We start from the raw sequence: 26,712 nt of genomic DNA, 5'->3' as shown, positions 1-26,712 counted from the left end.
CCTGTATTCATAGCCAAGCGCGATGTCTTTTTGCCCCATTTAGCACGCCTGCTGCGTTGAATTTCATGCCAATAGGAACGCTATTGGTATGAAATTCGCCTTACATTCGCACCAACTGGGACAAAAATCCATTTCACGTTGGCTATGAATACAGGTTCTAATTTTATTTTTTCAGGCTGCCTGAAATTTTAGGTAGCCTGAAGAACCAAAATCAAATCAACGGCGTGAACCTGCTTCCTGAATCAAGGCTTTGCGTAACTGATTAACATGAGTGATTTTATTGTTGACACAAATAATTTCGTATAATACACGTCGTACGGGATCTGCAGCGTTGCGTTTTCCGCCCAACACTTTCCATTCCGAACGGCGTGGAATAATCCAGCGTTGGTTGCTTAAATCTGCGTATGCAAAGGTTTTTTGCAACAAACCATCGCTGTTGAAGAAACCTTCTGCACAGACTACGCCTTCAGCGGTAATATTGTTGTAGCCACTGGCTGAACGATTATTAAATAAATAACGAATACTATTATCTTCAGCTATCTGCAAGCTATCTAATAGAATTCTCGGATTTCCTGTATGGGTTTCATTTATATATAAATCCAACCATTCGCCTGTATCGGGATTCGGGATAGCGGGCAATGCCATTTCAGTTTCTGAAAATTTGTTGTCTTTGGGTGCATCGGGTAGCCTTTGCAAACCCCATTCACGCGTTTCAGCTTGCGTGTGCGCAATGCTTATTGATAATAATACAATTAAAATCAATTTGTTAAACATTTCAATATTTCCTATTTCACCAAAATAAGGCTGCCTGAAAAATAATATGCATTTTTCAGGCAGCCTTTTATATTATTGACCTAATGCAGTTAAAACTTGTTGTTTCACAGTTTCTACGTTTTGCGTTCCATCAACTTTGATGTATTTTGGCGCATTGTCGCCTGACATTTTCCCATAAAAATCAATTAGAATTGCTGTTTGATCGTGATACACTTGCAAGCGTTTTTGCACCGTTTCGGGTTTATCGTCATCACGTTGAATCAAATCTTCGCCTGTTTCATCGTCTTTTCCTTCAACTTTGGGCGGATTATTGTGAATGTGATACGTGCGACCGGATGACAAATGCACTCGGCGACCGCTCATGCGCTCCACAATGACCGCATCTGGCACATCAATTTCCACCACCGCGTCCAAATTCACACCTGCATCGCGCATGGCTTCAGCTTGCGCCAAAGTGCGCGGAAAACCGTCAAACAAAAAGCCATTTGCGCAATCGGCTTGAGTAATACGTTCTTGAACCAAACCAATGATAATATCATCACGAACCAACCCACCTTCGTCCATGATTTTTTTGGCTTCTAAACCCAATGGCGTTCCTGCTTTAATGGCGGCGCGGAGCATATCGCCAGTAGAAATTTGTGGAATATTAAAAGTTTGTGTAATAAATTGTGCCTGCGTACCCTTGCCTGCACCTGGTGCACCCAGTAATAATACTTTCATTTTCATTCTCTTTATATTGCTAGCGAATAAATTAACAAAATTAATTTTCAGGCTGCCTGAAAATTAATTATTTTTTCTTGGCTTCAGGAGTTGTGGTTGCTTTTTCGGCTTTTGTTGATTTGGCAGCATCTTTAACTGCACCTTTCTCGACTTTTACCACTTTCATATCAAACACCAAAACTGAATTAGCGGGAATTTTGCCACTTGCCATTTGACCATAAGCCAAGTCCGCTGGGATGTATAAAGTGTATTCGCCACCCTCTTTCATTAATTGTAAACCTTCCAACCAGCCTTTGATAAATGGACCATTCGGGATTAAACCGACTGCCAACGGTTCACCGCCATGAGCTTTGGTGCTGTCAAATTCTGTGCCATCAATTAATTTGCCAGTATATTCCACCATTACGCCATCACCCATTACTGGAGCTGCGCCAGTACCTTCTTTATTGACTTTGTATTGCAAACCCGATGCTGTGGTTTTGACGCCTTCTTTGGTTTTGTTTTCACTTAAGAATTTTTCACCGGCGGCTTTGCTTTCAGTGGCTTTTTTCTCGGCTTTTTCGCGCAAAGTTTCCATGAAACCTTTCATTGCAGCTTCACTTTGTTCGGGGGTTAATTTAGCTGATTTGCCTTCTAATTTATCCTGAATACCTTCAGAAATTAATTTCACATCAATTTCGCCACCATTATTTTTTAATTCTAATAATTGCTCGCCCATTTGCTGACCAATGATGTAGCTGACTTGTTGGGATTGGCTTTCCATGCCTTTAGGTGCTTCTGAACCAGCAGAAGATGCCGCCGTATTGCCACCTGATGCAGCAGGTTGATTACACGCCGCTAATGCCAATACACTTGCAGCCAATACAGTTAAAGTTAATTTCTTCATCATTCAGTTTCCTATCCTGCGTATGTTAAATAAAAAATGCGAAAAGGTATTATAACTAATTTTTAGTGTTTATAATCTCACTTTTTACCCATTTTAGCGAATTATGATGTTTCTCCCCAAAAAAACAGTACCAACCAACATAACAGAAGAAGTAGTAACCCCCCCTATTTTTCTCTCCGCACGAGGCTGCCTGAAAACCGTTCGTGATTTTTTACGGTTTGCGGTGAGTCGTTTCAATGAAGCAGAATTGTTTTTCGGACATGGTAGCGACAATGCCTATGATGAAGCCGCGTATCTAATTTTATACACTCTGCATTTACCCTTAGATACGCTTGAGCCATATTTGGACGCACAATTGCTGCCTGAAGAACAGGACCATCTGCTTGATTTAATTGAACGCCGCGTTGTAGAACGCATTCCAGTTGCGTATTTGACGCAACACGCCATGCAAGGCGAATTTGAATTTTATGTTGATGACCGTGTCATTGTACCGCGTTCATTTATTTACGAATTATTAGGCGAACCGTTGCGCCCATGGATTGAATACGATGAATTAATTCATCATGCACTGGATTTGTGTACGGGCAGTGGGACTTTGGCAATTCAGATGGCACATTATTATCCCGATGCGCAAATTGATGCGGTTGACATCAGTTTAGATGCGCTGGAGGTTGCGTCCATCAATATTGACGATTATGGTTTGCGCCAACGCATTCAATTGATTCACGCAGATTTATTTGATGGACTGGAAAATACTTATGATTTGATTATTTCTAATCCGCCATATGTTGATGAGGAATCTGTGAAAAATTTACCAGATGAGTATTTGCATGAACCAACTCTGGCATTAGGTAGCGGCAAAGATGGCCTGGACATCACGCGTAAAATCATCAACCAAGCTGCCCAATTTTTGAATCCAAACGGCGTGTTATTGGTGGAAATTGGTCATAACCGTGATGTACTGGAACGTGCTTACCCAAATTTGGATTTTGTTTGGCTGGAGACAAGTGGCGGTGATGGTTTTGTGTTTCTGCTCACGCGTGAACAATTGGAAGCCAACCAATTGATGAATCAAGAAAATAATAGTCATTCATAATCTTCAGGCAGCCTGAAAACTGAGAACCTGTGTTTGTAAAATTAATAATAAGTTATTAAGATGACGAACACAGGTTCTTATTATCAATCCAAAAATGCTTGCGCAAATGGTTGCACTTCCACCACATCGCCAATTGCTAGATTCTCTGATTCTAAAGGTAAAATCATATACGCATTTGCCCGACTTATCCCTAAAATCCGATGCGAATCCTGCGAACCACATGGCGCAACTGTCCAATTTCCATTTGCTTGACGCGTGAGTATGGCACGTTGAATGTCCATGCGGCCCGCTGATTTTTTCACTGGTACAGATAAGGCAGCCTGTAAACGCAATGGTTGCGGTATTTCAACTACCCCACACAATTGCCACAACGCCGATTTCACAAACATATCAAATCCCACAAATCCTGAAATGGGATTGCCAGGTAAACCAAAATACCACGCTTGCATCATCTGACCAAATACAAACGGCTTACCTGGTTTCATGGCAACTTTGTAATGATGAATATGTCCAATTTGTTCAACTGCTTGACGTAAATAATCGTAATCGCCTACCGATACGCCTCCCGAAGTGATGACCACATCTGCCATTTTTGCTGCGTCATTTAACACACGCATCACGCTTTCCAAATTGTCTTCAACACGTTTTAAATCAATAATATCAATAGGTAAACTTGTCAATCGTGCCATCAACATATGGCGATTGCTGTCATAAATTTGGCTGCTGCCTGAAAGTGGTTGCGATGGCTCAACCAATTCATCACCCGTAGAAAACACCGCCACACGAATTTTACGGTACACCACCACCTCGCCCACGCCCAACGCCGCCAATAACAACACATCTGCATCACGCAAAATGCGCCCTTTTTGTAAAACTTGATGATTGGCTTGAATTTCTTCGCCAGCGTAACGAATATTTTGTTTTTCTTGAACATTTTTTGTTAAAACAATATTACCTTGTTCATCTGTTTGCGTATTTTCCTGAATCACCACCGCCACACAATCTTCAGGCACAACCGCACCAGTCATAATTCGCACGCATTCGCCCTGCCCCACATTACCTGAAAACGCATGTCCAGCCGCTGACTCGCCAACCAAGCGCAACACATCGCCAGTCGCCGCATGATGCGCCAATGCGTAACCGTCCATTGCAGAAACATTAGCATTGGGAACATTTATCGGCGAAACAATATCTTGTGCCAAAACGCGCCCTACCGATTGAGCCACTGGAATATTCTCGGTTTCAGGCTGCCTGAAATGTGTACCAATTTGGTTGTGAATCAAATTTTGTAATTGAGAAACGGTAGTCAGCGACATCATCAATATCCTTAATTGTGTTATTCATAAAAATGGCGCGATTATCGGCTAAATATTGACACGATACAATCCGCCAAAAGAATGAATTTTTCTTGTTTTCTTAAAAATTGGATTGTACAATCCAATTTTTGATACAAAAATTAAGTTTATGAATCCACAGCCTTATCCCCAAAATGCCCCTACTACTCAAGTTCATCAAGCTTTACAATTTGCCTACGATTTTTTTAATCGTCATTTGTTTGCGGGGCAATTGCCTCCGTGCTTGATTTCCTTACAACGCAAAGCCAAAACACAAGGTTATTTTTCGTTTCGCCGCTTTATTTCCGAAGACGGACGCTACACCGATGAAATCGCATTAAACCCTGAATTTTTTGGCGTTTTACCTGTATTGGATACGCTCAGTACACTGGTTCACGAAATGTGCCATTTGTGGCAGCAGCATTTTGGTTCACCTGGAAGACGCGGTTATCACAACAAAGAATGGGCAGACAAAATGGAAGCCATTGGTTTAATGCCTTCTGATACCCACAAACCAGGCGGTAAACGCACAGGCGAACACATGGGCGATTATATTTTGGAACATGGTTTGTTCATGCAGGTGGCACGGCATTTATTGGAAACCGAATTTTCTATTCATTGGTATGATGTGTATCCGCCCTATTCTGCGTCCTTTGGACAGGCGGTTACGCATACTTATTTGTTGAATATTGACCAATCGCTTAAACGTCCGCCAGCTTTAGAGGTGGAACGTGGTATGCGTCCGCTTTATCAGGTTAAACTAAACAATCAACATATTGATATTAATGGAGAATCTAATATAAAGCTGCCTGAAAATACATCACATGAAACAGGTATTTTGTATCATGAATGGGTGTCAACATTAGATCCTGCTGCGCCACATCGTTTATTAAATGAATACAATCCATCGGTTATGCCATTAGAAAACCGCAGTAACCGTTTGAAATATCAATGCCCTAGTTGTTTAAATGCGGTTTGGGGCAAACCAAATTTGAATATTATTTGTGGAGATTGTTCGGTACATTTTGAAGTAGTCAATTAATGATAATGACGTTGTGAATACACAATTCTTTGAGACTACCTGAAAAAATAATATAATACAAACAATTATGTTTTTTATTTAAATAAATTTGTGAAAAAAATTTTATTATTCATTATGTTATGTATGGAATTAAGTGGGTGTGCCACGTTGCCTAGTTTGGTTACGCGTCAACCGAGTATCTATATTCCCACCTATTCCAGCCCCGCTTTGGAAACTGCACTCAAATTACCCAAACAATCAGACAATCCTCCCAACGCTTATATTTACGTTCTGGATAATCCACATGATGCCTACGCCGCTCGTGCTGCATTGGCAGATTATGCTACGGTATCATTAGATGTACGCTATTATATTTGGCATAATGATGTTTCAGGCAGCCTGCTCACGCAAAAGTTGTGGCAAGCAGCTGAACGCGGTGTTCGTGTCCGCCTATTATTGGACGATAACAACACGCGGGGTTTAGATGCACTGCTCGTTACGCTGAATCAGCACCCCAATATTGAGGTACGTTTGTTCAACCCATTTTTGAATCGAAAATGGCGTGCTTTGGGTTATTTATTTGATTTTCCACGCGTGAATCGTCGAATGCACAACAAATCATTTACCGCTGACAACCGTGCCAGCATCATCGGTGGACGAAACGTGGGTGATGAATATTTTAGCCACTACGCGGATACTTCGTTTTCTGACATGGACGTACTTGTTTCAGGCAGCATGGTTACGGACGTATCGGCAGATTTTGATCGCTATTGGCAAAGTGAATCTGCTTATCCCATTAATTTAATTGTCAAAAAAATAAAAAAAACCGCACTGACTGAAGCCCAATCTCAACTCATCGCCCCCCCTACTCTTGAACAACAAACATATCAAAACGAAGTTGTACAAAATAAATTTGCCCAACAAATGCGTTCAGGCAGCCTGAAACATATTCCCGCACAAACAGAATTAATCAGCGATAATCCAGCTAAAGCATTGGACAGGCAGCCTGAAACCGCTAGCAATGTTGCGCAGCAATTAAATCAAACACTTAAAAATCCAAAACACGAAATTTACATCGTCAGTCCTTATTTTGTACCAACCAAAACAGGAACACAAATTTTCCAAAATTTGCGTCAAAATGGCGTAAATATCACAGTTTTCACCAATACGCTTAAGGCGACTGATGTGTCGGCGGTGCATTCGGGTTACTCGCGCTATCGGAAACCATTGTTAAAAATGGGTGTAAAACTCTATGAATTTAAAGCAGAAGATGCCGTCCCCAAGCAGATCGATAAAGGTTTGACGGGCAGTTCCTCTACGAGTTTACACGCCAAAACGTTTATTGTAGACAAAGAACGCGTGTATGTTGGTTCGTTAAATTTGGATCCGCGTTCAGTGAATCTTAATACCGAGATGGGCGTGGTCATTCACAACGCCAAACTTGCCAATCAAATGCAAACCCAATTGCAGCAAAACACGCAAAAAACCGCTTATCAAGTCGCACTCAATCCGCAAAATCAAATTCAATGGCGCGACCCCAAAACAGGCAAAATCAGTACCCGTGAACCAGAAGCAGGTTTTTGGAAACGCGCCATCAGCAAAATTTTGTCGTGGTTACCGATTGAGCGTTTGCTGTAGATATTTTCAAGACAATCTACCAAAGATAAAGGTTAACAAAGACTTCAGGCTGCCTGTAAATCGTTAATTTTGTTTTTCCAACATTGTTTTAAAACGGAAAATCGCCAACGTCATAAAAATTGCGCCACTGATTGCCATCGTCATCAATTGTGGATACGTCATCGCTAAATTTGCACCACGAAACAACACATTTTGCGTGAATGTGGTAAATTGAGTGGTTGTCCAATATTCGCTGATGTTTTGCGCGACTTGGGGCATATTGTTACGCGGCGAATTTGCCCCCGAAAACATCAAGGTAACCACATAAAATGGCATTATCAGTAAACTGTATTGCGGCAAAGTCGGGGCAAACGTTGCCAGCATTACCGCCAACGCAGAAATAGAAAACATAAACATCAATGTGCCAAAAAAATACAACATCAATGCCCCCGATAGTTCTGAACCAATTATACCCATTACCATGATTTTAATAGATAAAATTGCTACCAAACACACGACTAAACCATTGGCAATGATTTTTGCCCACACTATTTGTGCGGCGGTTACAGGCGTTACAAGCATATGTTCTATTGTACTGTGTTCGCGTTCTCGAATGATTGTCGCGCCTACCAACACCAGCCCCAATAATGTCATCATATTATTAATTTGCATCACGCCTAAAAACCATGCGCTTTCACTGTTCGGATTAAACACAATATTCACATTATTTTTCACGGGTGTGATTTGGTCGCGCAAACCTTGTTGCCCGAGAAATTGCGTGATTTCGCGATTAAAAATCTGCGTGATGTAATTCTGCCCCATACCTGCTTGGGTCGTGGTGGTGGCATCAATCAATAGTTGTACTTCAGGTGCGCGTCCAGCTAAAACGTCATGTTGAAAATTTTGCGGAAATTCCAATACAAAGACGTATTCGCCTTTGTTCATTTTGGCATCAATTTCTTCACGACTCACGGCTTGGGCGCGTGCAAACCACGGTGATGGCAATGCATCGGTAATGCGATGCGACAACGTGGACTGATCCAAATCCAACACCCCCACAGTCGCATTTTTTACATCAGTACGGATACCATTAGCAGCTTGATACACCAGTACCGTAAACACAATAACCAATAACCCACCCATCACGCCATCACTGAACAAACTGCGCCATTCTTTGAGTATGAGTGTCCAAATATTTTTTAGGGATTGCATGGGATTCCTTTTCAGGCAGCCTGAATAATCATTCTGAAAATCTGAGAACCTGTGTTCATAATTTTATAGATTGCTTTTATCGCCACCACGAACACAGGTTCTTATTTTTCCTGTTTATGCAAAAAAATACATGCCAATGTTAAATACAATCCAAAGAAAAATAATAACATCGCATATTCTATTAAAAAGCTGCTAAACCCCAACCCTTTGCTCAAACCGCCCTTGCTAATCGTGCCAAAATAAGACGCTGGAAAACTGACGCTGATTGCATATGCCCCACCCGACAGCGTTGCCATCGGATACACCCAACCCGAAAAATTCACAGTCGGTACCACACTTGCCAAAACCCCCACAAAAAATGCTGCCGTCTGCGATTTAGTCAACGCTGAAATCAATAACCCCAAAGCCGTAGAAGCACATACCAATAATACCCCACCCAACATTGTCGCTAAAAACGACCCTTTTATTGGTATGCCAAACCAAAATACCGCTATCGCCATCAATAAAGCCAAATTAAATACACCCATCAAAATGTAAGGTAATTGTTTACCCAATAAATATTGTGGCACATTCGCAGGTGATGCGTATAAATTCTGAATTGTCCCCGTTTCTCGTTCACGTACCACCGCCAACGCACTCATCACACACGGAATCATCATCAACACCAACATCATCATGCCAAATACCATCATATTCACGCTTTTGAAATCTTGGCTATACATTAAACGTGGCACAATGCGTGGATTTTCAGGCAGCCTGAAACCTTGTTGCGCCAAAAGACTCATGTTGTATTCACCTAAAATGGCTTGCGCGTAACCACTGACATTTGTGGCATTAAACGGCACAGCACCATCTACAATAAAACCGATTTCAGGTTGCTGCCCCGAAAGCAATTTTTGTCCAAAATTGGGGGGAATATCAACAAGTAATTTGGCTTGGTCGTTACGAATCATGATGTCTACCACGCTGTCTGAACGCCAATTGGGCTGCTGAATAAAATTCGGCGAACTCGCAAAACGCGCCACCAACTGCCTGCTTTCTGGTGATTGGTCTCTATCTAGCACCGTAAAATGCAAATCAGACACATCAAACGAAGTTACCCAACCCAAACATACCAACAAAATCGCTGGCACGAATGCCACAAAAAACAAACGAATTTTGTCGCGTAATAATTCTTTTGTTTCCCGAATCGCAAACGCATAAACCATCATTAACCAATCAATCAATGAATCGGAATTCACGTGTTGTGGCGCGGATTGCTCTTTCAGGCTGCCTGAAACTTTGCGTACCGCTCCCACACGCGAAATAAATTCCACACTGGCAATTTGCGTATCATCGCGTAAATGAATCCAATCCGCATCATAAGTTTCAATCACAATGCCTTGCGAAACACGTTTGAAGTTTTTTTCAACTTCACAATTGGCGAATTTGCGTTGTGGCAGCAAAGCCACAATTTTGCCTGTTTGTCCATCGGCAAAATGCACGTCATCGCCTACCATCATGGGCATATTATCAGCGTACTCGTAAGCATTCAGGCAGCCTGAACATTCTGAACGTTTGTTTTGCTCTTCAATTTTCAGATAATGAATAAACGCTTCTTCAATATTGGGCTGCCCACTTTGACCTAATAATTCAGCAGGCATACCCATTGCCAACACACGCCCATGGTGCATCAAGGAAATACGGTCGCAATATTCCACTTCATTCATAAAATGCGTGGACACCAAAATGGTTATCCGATTTTCGCGCGACAATTGCCATAATTTTCGCCAAAACATCTCCCGAGTCGCCACATCAACGCCCGAAGTCGGTTCGTCCAAAATCAATACTTCAGGTTGATGCAAACAAGCTGCCGCCAATTGCAAACGTTGGCGAATTCCCAATGGCAATAATGCAGGTTTAACATTCGCGACATCAACCAAATCAAAATCTTGCAAACTGCGTTCTACTGCCTGATTTGTGTCGGTAACGTCATATAATTTGGCGTGTAAATTCAGATTTTGGCGCACAGTTAATTCTTCGTACAACGAAAACGCTTGCGACATATAACCAACGCGCTTTTTGGTTTTCAGGCTGCCTGTATCAATTGGCTCGCCGAATAATTCTGTTGTACCAGAAGTCGCGTCCAATATCCCCATGAGCACCTTCATCGTTGTGGATTTACCGCAACCATTTGAACCAATAAAACCGAAAATTTCGCCTTTTTCAATTTTGAAATCAACATGGTCTACTGCTTTAAAATTGCCAAATTGTTTGGTTAAACCGTGAGCTTCTATGACAGGCGGTGTGTTGGGTTGTGGTGTAAAGGGAGTTAAGTAGGTTTGTTCTAACGTACTTACGCCAAAACGTGCCATGATTTCTTGCGTGGGTGCATGAATCAGTAATTTGCCTGTATCCATGACCAACAATTGTTCAAATGGTTCTGCTTCATCAATGTAGGCAGTGGCAACAATCACAGTCATATTGTGAATTTCTTGGCGCAACTCATTGACCAATTTCCAGAATTGACGGCGCGACAGTGGGTCTAAACCTGTAGTCGGTTCGTCCAAAATCAGCAAATCAGGATTGTGTACCAAAGCACAACACAAACTTAACTTCTGTTTCATACCACTTGATAATTTGCCAACCACACGGTTTGAAAACGGTGTCAACCCAGTTGTGTCCAATAAACGCGTGATACGTTGTTTATGTTCAGTAACATTGAAACCAAACATTCGCGCATGAAATTCAATGTTTTCGTAAACGGTTAACGTAGGATACAGATTTTTCCCCAAACCTTGTGGCACATAAGCGATGCGACGCAACCATTTTTGGCGGTTGGTTTTGTCTGCTATGTTACTACCGAACACATTTACTGTTCCCGTTTGAATCTTCCGTACACCAGCAATCAGCGACAACAACGTGGATTTGCCTACACCATCAGAACCAATCAACCCAACGGTTGCGCCTTGTGGAATATTCAATGACACATCGTCTAACACTTGTATTTTGCCGTAGCGATGCGAGAGATTTTGGATAGAAACAGTGTGATTCATGATGATTTTGTTTTTTCAGGCAGCCTGAAAACAATGGAATAGTAATAATACAATTATATGATAAAAATGAATAAAAAATCAGTCCTAAACCTCTACAAAACCAATCAGATGTGCACGACGACCGCCTTATTCTATTTTGATTTTAAATTCAAACTCAGTATTTATTTAAACGTTGGCGCATCTGTTCAAACAAGCAAATTGTAGCTGCCATTGCCACGTTTAAAGACTCAGTCGCACCAATCATCGGAATTTTCACAGTGGCATTTGCCTGCGCCAACATATCCGCCGACACGCCACTGCCTTCATTGCCAAACACCCACGCTACAGGTTTAGTTAAATCTAATTGTTTGTCATATAAAGAGAAATTATTTTTTTCGGTTAACGCTGTTGCCAATACATCGCCTGAAAAAGATTCACGCCAGTCCAATAAATCCACACGCTCATGAATTTTCAGCAAAAAATGCGCCCCCATAGCAGCACGTAACACTTTAGGCGACCACACATCCGCACAACCTTTACTCAACACAATTTGCGCGACACCAGCCGCTGCTGCACTACGCAATATTGTTCCAATATTACCAGAATTTTGGATATTTTCTAATACCACACAATCATCCGAAATGGGCAGGCTGCCTGAAATGGGCAATTCAACCCATGTCATTATGTCTTCAGCTTCAGTTAATTGGCTGATTTTATTTAGTTTCCCATGCTCAACTAATGTAATAAGATGTTCAGGCAACCTGTTAATGATGCGTTGAATTTCAGGATTAGCCAACCGATTTTGTGGAACAAAAACACGTTTAGGCAAATGACTCGCATCTAAATAAGCGTCCAATAAATGCACACCTTCCAATACTGTGGCACGATGTTCGCGGCGTGATTTGGCATTTTGTAGCAATTTAGAGATAAATTTGAGTTGTTCATTGTGAACAGATGTGATAATTTTCATATTCATAATAAGTCCATTCTACAACATCAAAAAACAGTCGCGGTCGCCTTGTTCTATTTTTATTTTATTCACGATGAGATTCTATATTGTTTTGATTTGAATTACTTTAAATTGCTTTGATTTGTTAAAATTACAAATAAAAAACCTGTACTTAGTTTAAAATACAGGTTTTTTAGTTAGTTTTTCATACTTTGTACAGGCGCAGGAATGCGTCCACCGCGATTGACGAATACTTCACACGAACCTTCTTTGGTTGGCATAATCGGCGCGTATCCCAACAAACCACCAAATTCCACGCTATCGCCGACATCTTTTCCTGTTACGGGAATAATCCGCACGGCAGTGGTTTTGCTGTTAATCATGCCAATGGCGGCTTCATCCGCGATAATGCCTGAAATTGTCGCCGCGCTGGTTCTGCCTGGCACCGCAATCATGTCCAAACCCACCGAGCAAACCGCCGTCATCGCTTCCAATTTATCCAAAGTCAAAACACCGCTTTCAGCTGCTGCAATCATGCCTTCGTCTTCTGATACGGGAATAAATGCGCCACTCAAGCCGCCAACCGCGCTGCTTGCCATCATGCCGCCTTTTTTAACCGCGTCATTCAACAACGCAAGTGCAGCCGTTGTGCCGTGTGTACCGCAAACTGACAAGCCCATCGCTTCCAAAATCCGCGCTACGCTATCGCCTACTGCTGGTGTCGGTGCAAGCGATAAGTCCAAAATCCCAAACGGAATATTCAACATTTTCGCGGCTTCTTGCCCAATCAATTCACCAACACGTGTAATTTTAAACGCAGTTTTTTTCACGATTTCTGCGATTTCGGTTAAATTGTGGCTGTCGCAATCTTTTAAGGCAGCCTGAACCACGCCCGGCCCAGAAACCCCTACATTAATGACCGCATCTGCTTCACCCGAGCCGTGAAACGCACCCGCCATAAACGGATTGTCTTCCACAGCATTACAAAACACCACGATTTTTGCGCAACCAAAACCTTCTGGCGTGATGTTGGCGGTTTGTTTGATGATTTCGCCAGCGAGTTTAACCGCGTCCATATTAATTCCTGCGCGCGTTGAACCAATATTGATGGACGAACACACAATGTCGGTGGTTTTCATGGCTTCGGGAATGGACTGAATCAAAATCTTGTCGGCTGGCGACATCCCTTTTTGCACCAAAGCCGAAAATCCACCAATAAACGAAACGCCAATCGCTTTAGCTGCTTTATCCAAAGTTTGCGCGATGGAAACGTAACTATCCGCGTTGGTAGCGGCGGCAATTTGCGCGATTGGGGTAACAGAAATACGCTGATTGACAATTGGCACACCATATTTGGCGGAAAGATGTTTGGCGGTGGCGACTAAGTCGCGCCCGATGGTGGTAATTTTATTGTAAATATTTTCGTTTAGCACATTGATATTAGGGTGAATACAATCGTGTAAATCGATCCCGATGGTAATCGTGCGTACATCAAAGTTTTGGTCAGAAACCATGCGAATGGTTTCTAGAATTTCATTACTGTGAATATTACTCATGTTTTGTTTTTCCTTTTTCAGGCAGCCTGAAAAATCAGCGTGTGCCAAAATTTTGCACCCAATAATTAGTGTATTCTGTTCCCATTTTGCTGGCTACTGCCATACCAACTTCGGTTAACTCTGGTGTCATTAAATTTTTGCAATGTTCAGGGCTGCTTAGCCAGCTCTCAATAACTTGACTTGCGCTTTCATCGCCAGCAGCAATATTTTCTGCCGTCATAAATAACCGATTTTGCATGGTGTAACCAGCTTGCTGCATACGGTCATGCGATGTGCGTCCGTCTTTGCTATTGTGTTGAAAGTAATTATTTTGCGCCATATCATTGGCGTGTGCTTGAGCAGTACGCTCTAAAATAAGGTTCCATTTAAGCGGTTGAACGGCTGGCATATATTGACTACCACATTTTCGCGCTTGCGAACGTGCTTGATTGATTAAATTTAACATTTCTTGTGGATTAGTTGGTTTGGCGAATTTGAAAGGGAGCGTAATCGCCATCGCATTTGGCATCATCAAAACATTCAAATTCAATGCAATGATTGTTAATAAAATGGATTTGTTCATCAAAATATCCTTTTGAGTATCAAAAAGTAATTTTCAGGCTGCCTGAAAATTATTTATCTTTTAATTTCAAACTTGGATAAATCTGTTTAATCGCCTGCAACATTTTGGTATTGTTGGTATCAAACCGCGAGAATGTCCATTTGCCATTGCTTTTAATCGCCAGCATATTACCATCAAAATTCATCTCATCTACCGTCATTTGATAAGGAATCAGTGCATAAGCTATCCCATCTTTGCTCACATCAGATTTCGCGTTTTGCACATCCATTTTAATCACCAGCTTTTGACTGTTTTCCACCATAGCAATGGTCATGCTTTCTATGAGTCTATACAACATTGGGTCATCTTGAGCTATGTTTTTTAAAATGTTTTTTTCCACATAATCAAAGATTTTTTGCCCATGATGCGCTTGATATAAATTTTCGTAGATTTTCACTTCGGCAGCTAATTCATTTTGCAATGCTTTGGGCAAATCGGCATACGCTGGCGCAGCAAATAAAGCAAGCGCAAGAGCGTTACTTAATAATAGGGTTTTAAATTTCATCATTAATCCTTTCAGGCAGCCTGAATGATTAAATTCGGTGCATGGCATTAAAAATTTCTTCGTTTTGAATGCGGATTTCTAAATGCAAACGCACACTCTCGTCGGCAAACAATTGCGCCAAAGCTTGTGGCGATTGGCTACATTTACTGGTGTCCACCAAAATAATCATCGTGAAAAATTCACCCATTAATTGTTGACTGATGTTCACGATATTGATTTGGTTTTCCGCCAAAATTTTTGCGACATCATACACAATACCCACACGGTCTTTGCCAATAACCGAAATCACGGATTGAGACATAACTAATTCCTTACAAAACAAACAAAAAATTTTTAAATTGAAGAACGCGGTATTTTCAGGCAGCCTGAAAATATATTCATTAAATTTGTTCAAATAGACAACGAAAAATCGCCGAACTACCCACCGCAATCAACACAGTAGGCATCATACTGAATCGCCACGCCGCCCACAATATTACCGCTAACGAAATCAATTCATACGGTTTATCCGACACAAGTGTGGCGCAATGACATTGTAGACAAATAAAATAACCCAAAATTACTCATTGATTTTAAATAGAAATAATTTAATACATTGCTAAGATGTTCCACAAAACATGAAACGTTCCGCAAAGCTGCAAATTGGAACAGCACAGTAAACCGCATTTAACAGCAAACTAATCGGAAATTCCGAATGGTTCGCCAAGTCCACAATTATATTTTTTTGTTGAATGAATTCTGTGCCAATCCAATTATAACAGTAAATATCCAATAATTTTGTATCGTTCGCTTATTTCTTTTTCTTGTTAAATGACTTTTGGACTTTGACTTGCCTAATTTTGTTTTTAAAAAAGCACGGCAAGCCATTAAACCGTCAGTTAATAACGAATTGGTTTTTAAATTTGAGAAAGAAAATTATCCAAGAACGTCCAGAGCTTGAAGAAGAAATGCGGTTTACTGTGCTGTTCCAATTTCAACTTTGAGGAACGTTTCATGTTTTGCGGAACATCTTAGCAATTATTCAATTGACCTCACAATCCTTACAGACAAATTATCCCTAAGCGACATTCCCCCTTGTCAAATGGAAAACTTTACGCTATCTTTACACTTTCTTTTTCCAACAAACCCAGCGTCAAAATTGACTGCCCAAATAATCAGTTGTTACCACGCCTAAGTGAAGCGCGTACCCGAAATCGTTGCCCACTTAGCCAAGTATTATCGTACATAGGTAAAACCCTTATTGACAATCCATTTTCACGCTTAACACAAGAGGTTGTTATGCAAATTTCAGGCGCACAAATCATCGTGCAAAGTCTCAAAGCAGAGGGCGTAGAATACGTTTTCGGCTATCCAGGTGGCGCAGTACTGGAAATTTACGATGCCATTTATCAACTCCATAAATTTGAACATATTTTGGTTCGCCATGAACAAGCAGCAGTACATGCGGCTGATGCGTATGCACGTGTTAGTGGCAAGGTGGGTGTGGCATTGGTTACATCAGGACCTGGCGCAACCAATGCCATCACAGGCATTGCCACTGCCTACACCGACAGCATTCCGCTTGTGGTAATTTCGGGGCAAGTGGGTTCGTCCATGATTGGTACAGATGCATTCCAAGAAATTGATATGGTTGGCATTTCTCGTCCATGCGTAAAACACAATTTTTTGGTAACCAAAATTGATGAACTCGCACCAACCATCAAAAAAGCTTTCCAAATTGCACAATCAGGCCGCCCAGGACCTGTGGTGGTGGACGTTGCCAAAGACGTTACGCAATCAGTGGCAAAATTCAGCTACCCACAAGAAGATATTTTTATCCGTTCATATCAACCTGTTGTAAATGGACACATCGGACAAATGAAAAAAGCCGTACAAATGTTGTCGGCGGCAAAACGTCCATTGATTTATTTTGGTGGCGGTGTAACTTTAAGTAACGCATCACAAGAATTATTTGATTTTGTTCAAACTTTGAATATTCCTTGCACCAGTACGTTAATGGGTTTAGGTGCGTATCCATCTGGCGAACAACATTATTTGGGTATGTTGGGCATGCATGGTACTTATGAAGCCAATTTAGCCATGCAAAATGCTGATGTGGTATTGGCAATCGGTGCGCGTTTTGATGACCGCGTGGTGTCTGTGCCAGCAAAATTCTTGGAAAATGGCAAAAAAATCATTCAAATTGACATTGACCCTTCCAGCATCGCCAAACGCGTAAAAGTAGACGTTCCTATTGTGGGCGATGTGAAAAACGTCTTAACCGAAATGCGCAAATTGTGGGAAAAGCAAGAAATGCATTTTCAGGCTGCCGCATTAGAAAAATGGTGGAAAACCGTGGAATCTTGGCGTAGCCGTGAATGTTTAAGGCTGCCTGAAACCAATGACGGTGAATTGATTTTGCCACAATACGTTATTCAAACATTAGCCCAATTAACTGATAATCAAGCAATTATCACGTCTGATGTGGGACAACATCAAATGTTTACCGCGCAGTATTATCCGTTCCAACGTCCGCGCCAATGGCTCAATTCAGGTGGTTTGGGAACGATGGGGGTGGGTTTGCCATACGCAATGGGCGCGTATCTCGCTGACCCCAGCCAAGATGTGTGCTGCATCACAGGTGAAGGCTCAATTCAAATGAATATTCAAGAATTAAGCACTTGTTTTCAATATAAATTACCAGTTAAAATTATTTGCCTGAATAATGGCTACTTGGGCATGGTTCGCCAATGGCAAGAGTTGTATTACAGCAATCGTGAATCTGAAACCTATTTCCATTCGTTGCCTGATTTTGTGAAATTAGCAGAATCTTACGGACACGTTGGGATTCGTGTTACGAAAAAATCCGATGTAGTAGGTGCATTGAGTGAAGCGTTAGCGATGAAAGACCGCTTAGTATTCTTGGATTTTATTACCGATAAAAAACAAAACGTTTTCCCAATGGTGGGCAACGGCAAAGGTTTAGACGAGATGGTTTTACCACCACATATGCGCGAAACCAAAGCCGATTCTGATGTACACGATGTCAATGACCGTCAATACGATACAAGGAGCGTGCCATAATGCGACACATTTTATCTATTTTAATGGAAAACGAATCGGGCGCGATGAGTCGCGTGGTGGGTTTATTTTCAGCGCGTGATTACAATATTGACAGCTTGTCGGTTGCTCCCACAGAAGATGCCACGTTGTCGCGCATGACCATTGTTACGCGTGGCGATTCACAGGTTATTGAACAAATCACCAAACAACTCAATAAATTAGTTGAAGTCATTAAAGTGGTGGATTTAAACGATAGTCGTTATGCAGAACGTGAATTGATGTTGGTTAAAATCCGTGCAGTAGGCAAAGACCGTGATGAAGTATTGCGTTTGGCAGACATTTACCGTGGCAATGTGATTGATGTTTCCGACAAAACTTATACCGTTGAAGTAACTGGTACCAGTGAAAAATTAGACAGTTTCTTAGAAAATTTGTCTAAAAGTTTGATTTTGGAAACCGTTCGCACGGGCGCAGCAGGCATTGGACGCGGCGAACGAGTGTTACGCATCTAATTCAAATGGTTATTTAAAGGTTATTTAAAAAAGAAGGCAGCCTGAAAACGTAAATGGGTTTTCAGGCTGCCTATTTTATGCTGCTTTTGCTTGCCAGCTATCTTTCAAACCAACTGTTTTATTAAAAATAGGCGTTTGACCTTGTTTGTGGTCTTTACGGTCGGTAACAAAATAGCCAATGCGCTCAAACTGCCAACGGCTTTCGGGTGGCAAATCATTGACCACACTTTCGGCTAATGCGGTGATTTCTTTTTTAGATTCAGGGTTTAAGAAATGAGTGAATGGCACATATTCGCCATCTTCGCCACGCACTGTATCGGGGCGTTCCACCGTAAACAAGCGGTCGTACAAACGCACATTGATTGGCGCAGCGTGTTCGGCAGACACCCAGTGAATCACGCCTTTGACTTTGCGACCTTCGGGATTTTTACCGAGTGTGTCATGATCAATACTGCATTTTAATTCAATTGGTTGTCCATTTTCATCTTTAATCACTTCATCGCATTTGATGACGTAACCATGACGCAAACGTACTTCGCCTCCTAATGTCAAACGTTTCCAGCCTTTTGGTGGAATTTCAGCAAAATCATCGTGTTCAATGTAAATGGTTTGCGAAATGGGAATTTCTCGGCTACCCATTTCAGGGTGATTGGGATGAAAATCTGCGCTACGGCTAGCGGTTTTGCCTTGTTCAAAGTTGGTCAGCGTTACTTTTAATGGGTTCAACACTGCCATTAAACGTGGCGCAGAGTTTTCCAATTCTTCACGGATTGCACCTTCCAAAACGCTCATATCCACCACGTTTTCGGACTTGGAAATCCCCACACGTTTGGCAAACAGACGCAAACCCTCTGGCGTGTAACCACGTCTTCTCATGCCTGAAATTGTTGGCATTCGTGGGTCGTCCCAGCCTGAAACATGATTTTCACTAACCATTTGATTCAATTTTCGTTTTGAAGTAATAGAATACAATAACTCCAAACGCGAAAATTCATATTGACGCGGATGCGATTGAATCGGAATATTATCCAATACCCAATCATACAATGGGCGGTGTGCTTCAAATTCCAAAGTACACAATGAATGGGTAATATTTTCAATTGCGTCCGAAATACAATGCGTGTAATCATACATCGGGTAAATGCACCATTTATCGCCTGTATTATGGTGATGGGCGCGGCGAATGCGGTAAATCACAGGGTCGCGCATATTGAGATTGCCAGATGCCATGTCAATTTTCAGGCGCAAAGTTTTGCTACCATCTGGAAATTCGCCATTTTTCATGCGGTTAAATAAATCCAAATTCTCTTCAATCGTACGGTCGCGATAAGGGCTGTTTTTGCCTGCTTCAGTGAGCGTGCCACGATATTCGCGCATTTCTTCTAGCGTTAAATCATCTACATACGCCTTACCATCTTGAATCAAACCCACTGCAAAATCAAACAGTTGGTCAAAGTAATCGGAAGCGTAACGCGGTTCATCTGCCCATTTGAAACCCAACCATTGCACATCTTCTTTAATAGAATCAACATATTCTTGGTTTTCTTTTTCAGGATTGGTGTCATCAAAACGCAAATTGCACAAACCGTCATAAACATAAGCCAAGCCAAAATTCAAACAAATGGATTTAGCATGCCCGATGTGCAAATAACCATTGGGTTCAGGCGGAAAACGTGTGTGAATTTTCGTGTGTTTGCCGCTTTTTAAATCGTCTTCAATAATGGTGCGGATAAAATGATTATCTGCAAATTGTTCTTTGTCTAGCATAATTTTCTCGTATAATTTTTTTCAGGCTGCCTGAAAATGTGAAATGTGAAAATACAGTGAAATTGTAACCGAAAAATCAGATTTTTGAAAAACAATGCACCCCATTAGTGCATATGAAAATCCGCAATTGTTGACAAAAAAGCAGTCATAATTAACGAGTTTTACACACAATCATCAAAACTTTGCTAAAATAGCAGCACACTTTTAGCCCTGCAAAATTTGCCCATTGTTGCAGGCATACTGCGATTATTTAACCCCTTTTATTTTAAGGAAAAATCATGGCGATTGAACGCACTATTTCTATTGTGAAACCCGATGCGGTTGGCAAAAACGTTATCGGTAAAATTTACGACCGCTTTGAAAGCAACGGCTTAAAAATCGTAGCTGCCAAAATGAAACACTTAACTCGCGATGAAGCCGAAGGTTTTTACGCAATACACAAAGAACGTCCATTTTTTGGTGAGTTGGTGGAATTCATGATGAGTGGACCTGTGATGATTCAGGTTTTGGAAGGTGAAAATGCCGTTGCCAAAAACCGCGAAATTATGGGTGTAACCAATCCAATCAACGCCGATGTTGGCACAATCCGCAAAGATTTTGCCGACAGCATGAGCGAAAATGCTGTTCACGGTTCAGACAGCTTGGAAAACGCCCAAATTGAAATCAACTATTTTTTCCAACCCGAAGAAATTTTTGTACGCACACGAGGTTAATCCATGACACGCACCTTCTTAAAAACAACTTTACTGGGGCTGGCTTGCGCTGCTGTGGTAGCGTGTAGCGACAGCAAGCCAGCCGCCACCGATACCACCCAAAACGACGCCTCAACTGCCCCCCAAAAAACTGGCAAAACTTATCGGGTCATTAGCGAACAAGTCAAACCTCCACTCATTACCTATGTAGATGGCAAACCCACAGGTTTTGAATACGACGTGTTACAAGCCATCGCCAAAAAACAAGGCATCAATTTAGATTATCAAACCGTCAATTCACGCGAAGAATTATTGACAAGTTTGTCTGAAAACAAAGCCGATTTGGCTCTAGGTGCGATTACCATCAACGATGACCGCAAACAACAAGTAGATTTTTCTAACCCCATTTTGGATTATTCAGGCACAATTTTGGTCAGAAAACCATTGGCAAATGCCACCAGTTGGGCGGATTTAAAAGGCAAAAAAGTAGCTTCGCGACATGGTACAGTGTATGACAAAATGGCTTTGGATAATTTATCCGCCCCCGATGGCAAAAATATCGTGTACTACAACACCGTTTGGGAACAAGTCAAAAGTCTTATTAATAATCAATCAGAAGTCGTACTGGGCGATAGCCTGATTTTGGATTATTATGTACAACAAAATGGCAGCAATGAAGTCGCTTTTGTACACGGCATCACTTTCCCTAAAGAAAGCTATGGTTTCGCCATCAAAAAAGGCGATACTGAATTACAACAACAAATTAATGATGGTTTAGCTGCTAAATGAAGTCGCTTTTGTACACGGCATCACTTTCCCTAAAGAAAGCTATGGTTTCGCCATCAAAAAAGGCGATACTGAATTACAACAACAAATTAATGATGGTTTAGCTGCTATTCGTACCAATGGCACATACGCCAAAATTTACCAAAATTATTGGACTACGCGTCCAGAAAATTAATATTTTATTAAATACATTGTTCAGGCAGCCTTTTATAAATTTTACTGAAAACCATCTTTCAGGCAGCCTGAAAAATACATTAAAGAAACATGATGAAAACCAATCTGCTGAATTTTGATTTACCTACTCTCACCGAACATTTCGCGCAAATGGGAGAAAAACCTTTTCGCGCCAAACAAGTGATGCGTTGGATTCATCAAAGTGGCGCAGAAAATTTTGACCAAATGACCGATTTAGCAAAATCACTGCGCGCCAAATTAAACGACAATGCTCAAGTTGGCATTCCTGCACTGATAACCAGCCAAGAATCTAAAGACGGTACACGTAAATGGCTACTGGACGTTGGTACAGGCAATGGCGTGGAAACCGTGTTCATTCCCGAAACTGAACGCGGTACTTTGTGTATTTCATCACAAGTCGGTTGTGCTTTGGAATGCACGTTTTGTTCCACTGGGCGACAAGGTTTTAACCGCAATTTATCCACTGCCGAAATCATCGGGCAATTGTGGTGGGCAAACAAAGCATTAGGGGTTACCCCAAAAAACGAACGTGTGATTTCCAATGTTGTGATGATGGGAATGGGCGAGCCGCTTGCTAATTATGACAATGTCATCAATGCGTTATCTATTATGCTAGACGATCACGGCTATGGTTTATCACGCCGCCGCGTTACTGTGTCCACATCGGGTATGGTGCCACAAATGGATAGACTAAAAGAAGATATGCCAGTCGCACTGGCGGTTTCGTTGCACGCGTCCAATGACCAAGTACGCGATAAAATTGTGCCGCTCAATAAAAAATATCCGCTCAAAGAATTGATGGCAGCCTGCAACCGCTATTTGATGAAAGCACCACGTGATTTTATTACTTTTGAATACGTGATGCTGGACGGTATAAACGACAAACCTGAGCACGCACATGAATTGGTTCAATTGGTTAAAGATACGCCGTGCAAATTTAATTTGATTCCCTTCAATCCTTTCCCGAATTCGGGTTATGAGCGTTCGTCCAATAAAAACATTAATATTTTCAAAGAAATTTTGATGGAAGCCGATTTAGTAACGACTGTTCGCAAAACGCGTGGCGATGATATTGATGCTGCCTGCGGACAATTAGCAGGTCAAGTTCAAGACAAAACCAAACGCCAAGAAAAATGGCAACAAATTTATTTGGAGAATAAATAATATGTTCAATAAAATGAAGTGGTTGTCATTAATGGGTGTACTTTCAGGCTGCCTTTTACTCAGTGCTTGCGTATCCGACAAAAAAGCCAACAAAGCCAATTACGCCGATTACGAGCAGCCCACCAAGTTACGTAAACAAACACGCAAAGAACGTGCAGATGAAACCACACGCATCAAAACCGAATTAGCCATCGCTTATTTGAGTAGTGGCAATTACCGTGGCGCAACACAAACCATTGAATCTGTTCTAAAAAAAGAAAAAAATTATGACATGGCCTGGCTAACTCGCGCACAAATTTATCAATACTTAAAAGAATATGATAAAGCCGATGAAAGTTTCCAACGTGCTTTAAAATTAAGTCCCGCTGGCGCAGAAATCAACAATAACTACGGTTGGTTTTTGTGTAGCGCCATGAATCGCCCCAATGATGCCATCGCTTATTTTGACAAAGCCATCGCAGATGCCACCTATCCCACGCCAGAAGTTTCATATTTAAACAAAGGTATTTGCCACGCAAAAATGCAGCAATATCATTTAGCCGATTCTTATTTCCAACGCGCTTTGCAAATGAATCCGCAATTTGTGCCTGTCTTTAAAGAACGCGCTCGTGCCTTTCTCATGGCAGATAACATTAAAGAGGCAGGACAACTATTCCGCCAATATCAAAGCATGATAGAAAGATTAAGTGCTGATGATTTGTTGCTGGGCTGGAAAATCTCCAAACACGAAGGCTCTGGGCAAGCTGCTATAGAATATGAAATGCAATTGCGCGAATTGTATCCCTATTCAGATGAACTCAAATCCATTACCAATGGCGATTTTAACCAAGAATTTGGTCATGATTCATCTGCCCAATCCGATGATGAATCCACACCAGAAAAAGGAAAATAAACATCATGATAAACAATTTCTTAGAAACCAATGATACCCCACCTAGCGATTTATCCACCACCAATGAGTTAGGTTCAGAATTACGCCGTTTGCGTGAACAAAAAGGTTTAAGCATCAAAGATGTGGCAGACCGCTTAAAATTGCCCTCACGCCAAATTGAAGCCTTAGAAAATGGCTTATATGAAGGTATGCCAGAACCTGTGTTTATTCGGGGTTTCTTACGCAGTTATGGGCGTTTTTTGGACATGGACGAACAACGCTTAAGCAGTTATTTAGACCACATTGCACCGTCTTCCGCCGTAACACGCAACATGACCCAAGACCAACATGATTTGAATTTCAGCAACACCGCCATCAAAAAAGCATCACCTAAGTGGATTTTAGCCGTCTTAGCATTGGCAATTGTGGGCGCAGGTGTATATTTTTGGCAAAGCAAATCACATTCCGAGAATGAAAAATTGGAAAATGTTTCCACCATTCCAACCAACAACAATGAAGTCGCTGCACCCAATCTAAACACCGACAACATGATTGTAAAACCCATGACTTCCAGCGACACCGCCACCGAAACAGCCATCGCCAGCCAAGTGATGCAACAACCCAACACCACCACACCACCACCAATCGCACCAGCACCTACTGTGGCTGGTGTCACAGGCGAATTGGTCATCACAACCAAACACCGCACCATGCTGACGGTTACCGATGTTAATGGCAAAGTTTTGATGAATAAAATTGTGCCAGCCGCCACCGAACACCGTTTCAAAGAAGGCGCACCATTTGATGTTCGCATGGGTTACGCAACCGATGCCACCGCCACATTTGCAGGTCAACCAATCAATTTGGCAGACAAAATGAAAGATGGTAAATCTGCAGCGTTTATCGCTGGCGAAACAACTAAACCTTAAAATAAAGGCAGCCTGAAAAATATTTAATTTCAAGCTGCCTGTTATTTTGTTTTTAAAAATTATTTATTGTGATTATGTCCACGGCGTTGGCGTGATTTGCTGTCTTTTTTGAAACTTTTTTTCGCGCCGTCTTTTTTGAAATCGCCATCACGTTTAGCATATGGCTTTTTATCACCATACGATTTTTTTTCACCACGACCTGAAGACCAACGCTCGCCATCACGTTTTCCACCACCAAAACCACCTTTCCCACGTGGTTTGCGGTCGGCATTTTTATTGCGTTTGCGTGTTGGCTCTAAACCTTCAATCACGACTTCAGGCAACTTGCGTTCAATATAACGCTCAATTTTATGCACTGCAATGTATTCATTCACTTCCGCAAACGAAATCGCCATACCCGTACGCCCTGCCCGCCCCGTGCGCCCAATACGATGCACATAATCTTCGGCTTGTTTGGGTAAATCGTAATTAATCACATGGGTAATCGTGGGGACATCAATGCCACGCGCTGCCACATCAGTCGCCACCAAAATTTTGCAACGCCCTTTGCGCAAATCCATCAATGTACGATTGCGCCAACCTTGTGGCATATCGCCATGCAAGCAGTTTGCCGCAAAACCCTTTTCATACAATTCATCCGCCAACACTTCGGTCATCGCTTTGGTTGATGTGAAAATCACGCATTGGTCAATATTGGCATCGCGCAAAATATGGTCAAGCAAGCGGTTTTTGTGATTTTTGTCATCACAGTACAGTAATTGTTCTTCAATTTTACCTTGTTTATCTTCGCGTTCAATTTCAATAATTTCAGGATTTTTGGTTAATTTACGCGCCAATTTTCCTACCGCGCCATCCCAAGTTGCTGAAAACAACAACGTTTGACGATCTTCGGGTGTGGCAGCAACAATGGTTTCAATATCATCAATAAAACCCATATCCAACATACGGTCGGCTTCGTCCAAAATCAATACTTCTAAGCGTTCAAAATCAATTCGCCCACTTCTCATGTGATCCATCAAACGCCCCGGCGTCGCAACAATCACATCAATTGGACGACTCAACATTTTGATTTGTTGACCAAAAGATGAACCACCCACCAATGTAACCGTCCGAACCCATTTCATGTTATTGGCATAAATTTGAGCATTTTTTTCCACTTGCGCCGCAAGTTCGCGTGTCGGTGTCAAAACCAAAACACGCGGGCCTTTGCCTGGTTTTTCGCTGCGTTTGATGATTTTTTGCAAGCTGGGTAATAAGAATGCAGCGGTTTTGCCTGAACCTGTTTGCGCGGACGCCATGATGTCTTTGTCGGCTAATGCGGCAGGAATAGCTTGCATTTGAATGGGTGTTGGACTATGATAACCTGCTGATTGTAAAGCAGAAAGAATGTTTTTATCTAAATTTAAATCGGCGAATTGAATCGTCATGTCTTGTCCTAATGGGAAACAACAACATTTTGCCTGAATATT

The 26,712-nt window shown here is 41.7% G+C and carries 25 protein-coding genes; 11 read left to right on the top strand and 14 right to left on the bottom strand.

The annotated features are described in order from the left end of the window. Positions 1-216: 216 nt before the first annotated feature. The 3 genes from BWP33_RS08110 to BWP33_RS08100 form a co-directional block, all read right to left on the bottom strand. Positions 217-774: a CNP1-like family protein gene (locus BWP33_RS08110; RefSeq protein WP_002642134.1), complete on the bottom strand. Its 558-nt coding sequence runs from the start codon at positions 772-774 to the stop codon at positions 217-219. A 72-nt stretch (positions 775-846) separates the two neighbouring features. Then, a complete protein-coding gene (gene adk, locus BWP33_RS08105; RefSeq protein WP_002642133.1) occupies positions 847-1,494 on the bottom strand; it encodes an adenylate kinase in 648 nt (215 codons plus the stop codon). 67 nt (positions 1,495-1,561) lie between these two features. Next, on the bottom strand, positions 1,562-2,383 hold the full coding sequence (locus BWP33_RS08100; protein WP_002642132.1) for an FKBP-type peptidyl-prolyl cis-trans isomerase: 822 nt from the start codon (positions 2,381-2,383) through the stop codon (positions 1,562-1,564). A gap of 100 nt (positions 2,384-2,483) precedes the next feature. On the opposite strand from BWP33_RS08100, the gene prmB reads away from it, so the two are divergent. Continuing rightward, on the top strand, positions 2,484-3,476 hold the full coding sequence (prmB, locus tag BWP33_RS08095) for a 50S ribosomal protein L3 N(5)-glutamine methyltransferase (protein WP_002642131.1): 993 nt from the start codon (positions 2,484-2,486) through the stop codon (positions 3,474-3,476). 83 nt (positions 3,477-3,559) lie between these two features. Here prmB and moeA read toward each other — a convergent pair whose 3' ends face one another. After that, positions 3,560-4,795, bottom strand: coding sequence for a molybdopterin molybdotransferase MoeA (gene moeA / locus BWP33_RS08090; protein ID WP_224451216.1), 1,236 nt, complete (start codon positions 4,793-4,795; stop codon positions 3,560-3,562). A 145-nt stretch (positions 4,796-4,940) separates the two neighbouring features. On the opposite strand from moeA, the gene BWP33_RS12740 reads away from it, so the two are divergent. Both BWP33_RS12740 and BWP33_RS08080 read left to right on the top strand, forming a co-directional pair. Next, on the top strand, positions 4,941-5,852 hold the full coding sequence (locus BWP33_RS12740) for a SprT-like domain-containing protein (RefSeq protein ID WP_002642129.1): 912 nt from the start codon (positions 4,941-4,943) through the stop codon (positions 5,850-5,852). A gap of 114 nt (positions 5,853-5,966) precedes the next feature. Then, positions 5,967-7,469 carry a phospholipase D family protein gene (locus BWP33_RS08080; protein WP_002642128.1) on the top strand — a complete coding sequence of 501 codons (1,503 nt, stop codon included), beginning with the start codon at positions 5,967-5,969 and terminating at the stop codon, positions 7,467-7,469. A 63-nt stretch (positions 7,470-7,532) separates the two neighbouring features. Here BWP33_RS08080 and BWP33_RS08075 read toward each other — a convergent pair whose 3' ends face one another. The 8 genes from BWP33_RS08075 to BWP33_RS12460 all read right to left on the bottom strand — a co-directional run bounded on the left by BWP33_RS08075 (position 7,533) and on the right by BWP33_RS12460 (position 15,842). Next, positions 7,533-8,660, bottom strand: coding sequence for an ABC transporter permease (locus BWP33_RS08075; RefSeq protein ID WP_002642127.1), 1,128 nt, complete (start codon positions 8,658-8,660; stop codon positions 7,533-7,535). 101 nt (positions 8,661-8,761) lie between these two features. Next, positions 8,762-11,695: a ribosome-associated ATPase/putative transporter RbbA gene (gene rbbA / locus BWP33_RS08070; protein ID WP_002642126.1), complete on the bottom strand. Its 2,934-nt coding sequence runs from the start codon at positions 11,693-11,695 to the stop codon at positions 8,762-8,764. A 154-nt stretch (positions 11,696-11,849) separates the two neighbouring features. Further along, positions 11,850-12,644 carry a TrmH family RNA methyltransferase gene (locus BWP33_RS08065; protein WP_040629080.1) on the bottom strand — a complete coding sequence of 265 codons (795 nt, stop codon included), beginning with the start codon at positions 12,642-12,644 and terminating at the stop codon, positions 11,850-11,852. A gap of 176 nt (positions 12,645-12,820) precedes the next feature. Further along, complete coding sequence (locus tag BWP33_RS08060) at positions 12,821-14,179, bottom strand: PFL family protein (RefSeq protein ID WP_002642124.1); 1,359 nt, start codon at positions 14,177-14,179, stop codon at positions 12,821-12,823. A 34-nt stretch (positions 14,180-14,213) separates the two neighbouring features. Then, positions 14,214-14,741 carry a CAP domain-containing protein gene (locus BWP33_RS08055; protein WP_002642123.1) on the bottom strand — a complete coding sequence of 176 codons (528 nt, stop codon included), beginning with the start codon at positions 14,739-14,741 and terminating at the stop codon, positions 14,214-14,216. 49 nt (positions 14,742-14,790) lie between these two features. Then, complete coding sequence (locus tag BWP33_RS08050) at positions 14,791-15,333, bottom strand: hypothetical protein (RefSeq protein ID WP_155999569.1); 543 nt, start codon at positions 15,331-15,333, stop codon at positions 14,791-14,793. Then, the gene (locus BWP33_RS08045; protein WP_002642121.1) at positions 15,314-15,586 is read right to left on the bottom strand and encodes an ACT domain-containing protein; all 273 of its coding nucleotides are present in this window, start codon (positions 15,584-15,586) and stop codon (positions 15,314-15,316) included. Before BWP33_RS08045 ends, BWP33_RS08050 begins: the two co-directional genes overlap by 20 nt. A 79-nt stretch (positions 15,587-15,665) precedes the next feature. Next, entirely contained in the window at positions 15,666-15,842 is a 177-nt protein-coding gene (locus BWP33_RS12460) for a hypothetical protein (RefSeq protein WP_155999567.1), read from the bottom strand. A gap of 721 nt (positions 15,843-16,563) precedes the next feature. Between BWP33_RS12460 and ilvB the strand changes: the two genes are divergently transcribed. Both ilvB and ilvN read left to right on the top strand, forming a co-directional pair. Next, positions 16,564-18,348, top strand: a complete 1,785-nt coding sequence (gene ilvB / locus BWP33_RS08040) for a biosynthetic-type acetolactate synthase large subunit (RefSeq protein ID WP_002642120.1) — start codon at positions 16,564-16,566, stop codon at positions 18,346-18,348. Beyond that, positions 18,348-18,839 (top strand): acetolactate synthase small subunit, encoded by a 492-nt coding sequence (ilvN, locus tag BWP33_RS08035; RefSeq protein ID WP_002642119.1) that lies wholly within the window; start codon positions 18,348-18,350, stop codon positions 18,837-18,839. The genes ilvB and ilvN overlap by 1 nt, the downstream gene beginning before the upstream one ends. A gap of 75 nt (positions 18,840-18,914) precedes the next feature. Here ilvN and BWP33_RS08030 read toward each other — a convergent pair whose 3' ends face one another. Further along, positions 18,915-20,606, bottom strand: coding sequence for a glutamine--tRNA ligase/YqeY domain fusion protein (locus tag BWP33_RS08030; RefSeq protein ID WP_002642118.1), 1,692 nt, complete (start codon positions 20,604-20,606; stop codon positions 18,915-18,917). Between the two features lie 278 nt (positions 20,607-20,884). Here BWP33_RS08030 and ndk point away from each other — a divergent pair, with 278 nt between their 5' ends. From ndk to BWP33_RS08000, 6 genes are all read left to right on the top strand, one after another. After that, positions 20,885-21,319 (top strand): nucleoside-diphosphate kinase, encoded by a 435-nt coding sequence (gene ndk / locus BWP33_RS08025; RefSeq protein WP_002642117.1) that lies wholly within the window; start codon positions 20,885-20,887, stop codon positions 21,317-21,319. Positions 21,320-21,322: 3 nt separating this feature from the next. Continuing rightward, positions 21,323-22,087, top strand: coding sequence for a substrate-binding periplasmic protein (locus BWP33_RS08020; protein ID WP_104930364.1), 765 nt, complete (start codon positions 21,323-21,325; stop codon positions 22,085-22,087). Then, entirely contained in the window at positions 22,077-22,259 is a 183-nt protein-coding gene (locus BWP33_RS08015) for a transporter substrate-binding domain-containing protein (RefSeq protein WP_104930444.1), read from the top strand. The genes BWP33_RS08020 and BWP33_RS08015 overlap by 11 nt, the downstream gene beginning before the upstream one ends. A 92-nt stretch (positions 22,260-22,351) precedes the next feature. Beyond that, positions 22,352-23,443 carry a dual-specificity RNA methyltransferase RlmN gene (gene rlmN / locus BWP33_RS08010; protein ID WP_040629075.1) on the top strand — a complete coding sequence of 364 codons (1,092 nt, stop codon included), beginning with the start codon at positions 22,352-22,354 and terminating at the stop codon, positions 23,441-23,443. A gap of 1 nt (position 23,444) precedes the next feature. Next, positions 23,445-24,335 (top strand): type IV pilus biogenesis/stability protein PilW, encoded by an 891-nt coding sequence (pilW, locus tag BWP33_RS08005; protein ID WP_002642114.1) that lies wholly within the window; start codon positions 23,445-23,447, stop codon positions 24,333-24,335. A 5-nt stretch (positions 24,336-24,340) separates the two neighbouring features. Further along, positions 24,341-25,243, top strand: coding sequence for a helix-turn-helix domain-containing protein (locus BWP33_RS08000; RefSeq protein ID WP_002642113.1), 903 nt, complete (start codon positions 24,341-24,343; stop codon positions 25,241-25,243). Positions 25,244-25,302: 59 nt separating this feature from the next. Here the strand turns inward: BWP33_RS08000 and BWP33_RS07995 are convergent, their stop codons facing one another. Then, positions 25,303-26,670 (bottom strand): DEAD/DEAH box helicase, encoded by a 1,368-nt coding sequence (locus BWP33_RS07995; protein WP_002642112.1) that lies wholly within the window; start codon positions 26,668-26,670, stop codon positions 25,303-25,305. Positions 26,671-26,712 lie beyond the last annotated feature (42 nt).

Source organism: Simonsiella muelleri ATCC 29453 (assembly GCF_002951835.1).
Classification (GTDB): domain Bacteria; phylum Pseudomonadota; class Gammaproteobacteria; order Burkholderiales; family Neisseriaceae; genus Simonsiella; species Simonsiella muelleri.
The sequence above is the reverse complement of the archived record's forward strand: the minus strand, read 5'-3'. Positions and strand labels throughout refer to the sequence as shown.

Excerpts from the sequence above, each read along its gene's own strand:
- BWP33_RS08080 (WP_002642128.1), top strand. The coding sequence starts at position 5,967 with ATGTTATGTATGGAATTAAGTGGGTGTGCCACGTTGCCTAGTTTGGTT.
- BWP33_RS08030 (WP_002642118.1), bottom strand. The coding sequence starts at position 20,606 with ATGCTAGACAAAGAACAATTTGCAGATAATCATTTTATCCGCACCATT.
- BWP33_RS08050 (WP_155999569.1), bottom strand. The coding sequence starts at position 15,333 with ATGCCATGCACCGAATTTAATCATTCAGGCTGCCTGAAAGGATTAATG.
- rbbA (WP_002642126.1), bottom strand. The coding sequence starts at position 11,695 with ATGAATCACACTGTTTCTATCCAAAATCTCTCGCATCGCTACGGCAAA.
- BWP33_RS08000 (WP_002642113.1), top strand. The coding sequence starts at position 24,341 with ATGATAAACAATTTCTTAGAAACCAATGATACCCCACCTAGCGATTTA.
- adk (WP_002642133.1), bottom strand. The coding sequence starts at position 1,494 with ATGAAAGTATTATTACTGGGTGCACCAGGTGCAGGCAAGGGTACGCAG.
- BWP33_RS12740 (WP_002642129.1), top strand. The coding sequence starts at position 4,941 with ATGAATCCACAGCCTTATCCCCAAAATGCCCCTACTACTCAAGTTCAT.
- ilvN (WP_002642119.1), top strand. The coding sequence starts at position 18,348 with ATGCGACACATTTTATCTATTTTAATGGAAAACGAATCGGGCGCGATG.
- BWP33_RS08100 (WP_002642132.1), bottom strand. The coding sequence starts at position 2,383 with ATGATGAAGAAATTAACTTTAACTGTATTGGCTGCAAGTGTATTGGCA.
- ilvB (WP_002642120.1), top strand. The coding sequence starts at position 16,564 with ATGCAAATTTCAGGCGCACAAATCATCGTGCAAAGTCTCAAAGCAGAG.
- BWP33_RS08065 (WP_040629080.1), bottom strand. The coding sequence starts at position 12,644 with ATGAAAATTATCACATCTGTTCACAATGAACAACTCAAATTTATCTCT.
- BWP33_RS08020 (WP_104930364.1), top strand. The coding sequence starts at position 21,323 with ATGACACGCACCTTCTTAAAAACAACTTTACTGGGGCTGGCTTGCGCT.
- ndk (WP_002642117.1), top strand. The coding sequence starts at position 20,885 with ATGGCGATTGAACGCACTATTTCTATTGTGAAACCCGATGCGGTTGGC.
- rlmN (WP_040629075.1), top strand. The coding sequence starts at position 22,352 with ATGAAAACCAATCTGCTGAATTTTGATTTACCTACTCTCACCGAACAT.
- BWP33_RS08110 (WP_002642134.1), bottom strand. The coding sequence starts at position 774 with ATGTTTAACAAATTGATTTTAATTGTATTATTATCAATAAGCATTGCG.
- BWP33_RS08060 (WP_002642124.1), bottom strand. The coding sequence starts at position 14,179 with ATGAGTAATATTCACAGTAATGAAATTCTAGAAACCATTCGCATGGTT.
- BWP33_RS08055 (WP_002642123.1), bottom strand. The coding sequence starts at position 14,741 with ATGAACAAATCCATTTTATTAACAATCATTGCATTGAATTTGAATGTT.
- BWP33_RS08045 (WP_002642121.1), bottom strand. The coding sequence starts at position 15,586 with ATGTCTCAATCCGTGATTTCGGTTATTGGCAAAGACCGTGTGGGTATT.
- BWP33_RS07995 (WP_002642112.1), bottom strand. The coding sequence starts at position 26,670 with ATGACGATTCAATTCGCCGATTTAAATTTAGATAAAAACATTCTTTCT.
- BWP33_RS08075 (WP_002642127.1), bottom strand. The coding sequence starts at position 8,660 with ATGCAATCCCTAAAAAATATTTGGACACTCATACTCAAAGAATGGCGC.
- pilW (WP_002642114.1), top strand. The coding sequence starts at position 23,445 with ATGTTCAATAAAATGAAGTGGTTGTCATTAATGGGTGTACTTTCAGGC.
- prmB (WP_002642131.1), top strand. The coding sequence starts at position 2,484 with ATGATGTTTCTCCCCAAAAAAACAGTACCAACCAACATAACAGAAGAA.
- moeA (WP_224451216.1), bottom strand. The coding sequence starts at position 4,795 with ATGATGTCGCTGACTACCGTTTCTCAATTACAAAATTTGATTCACAAC.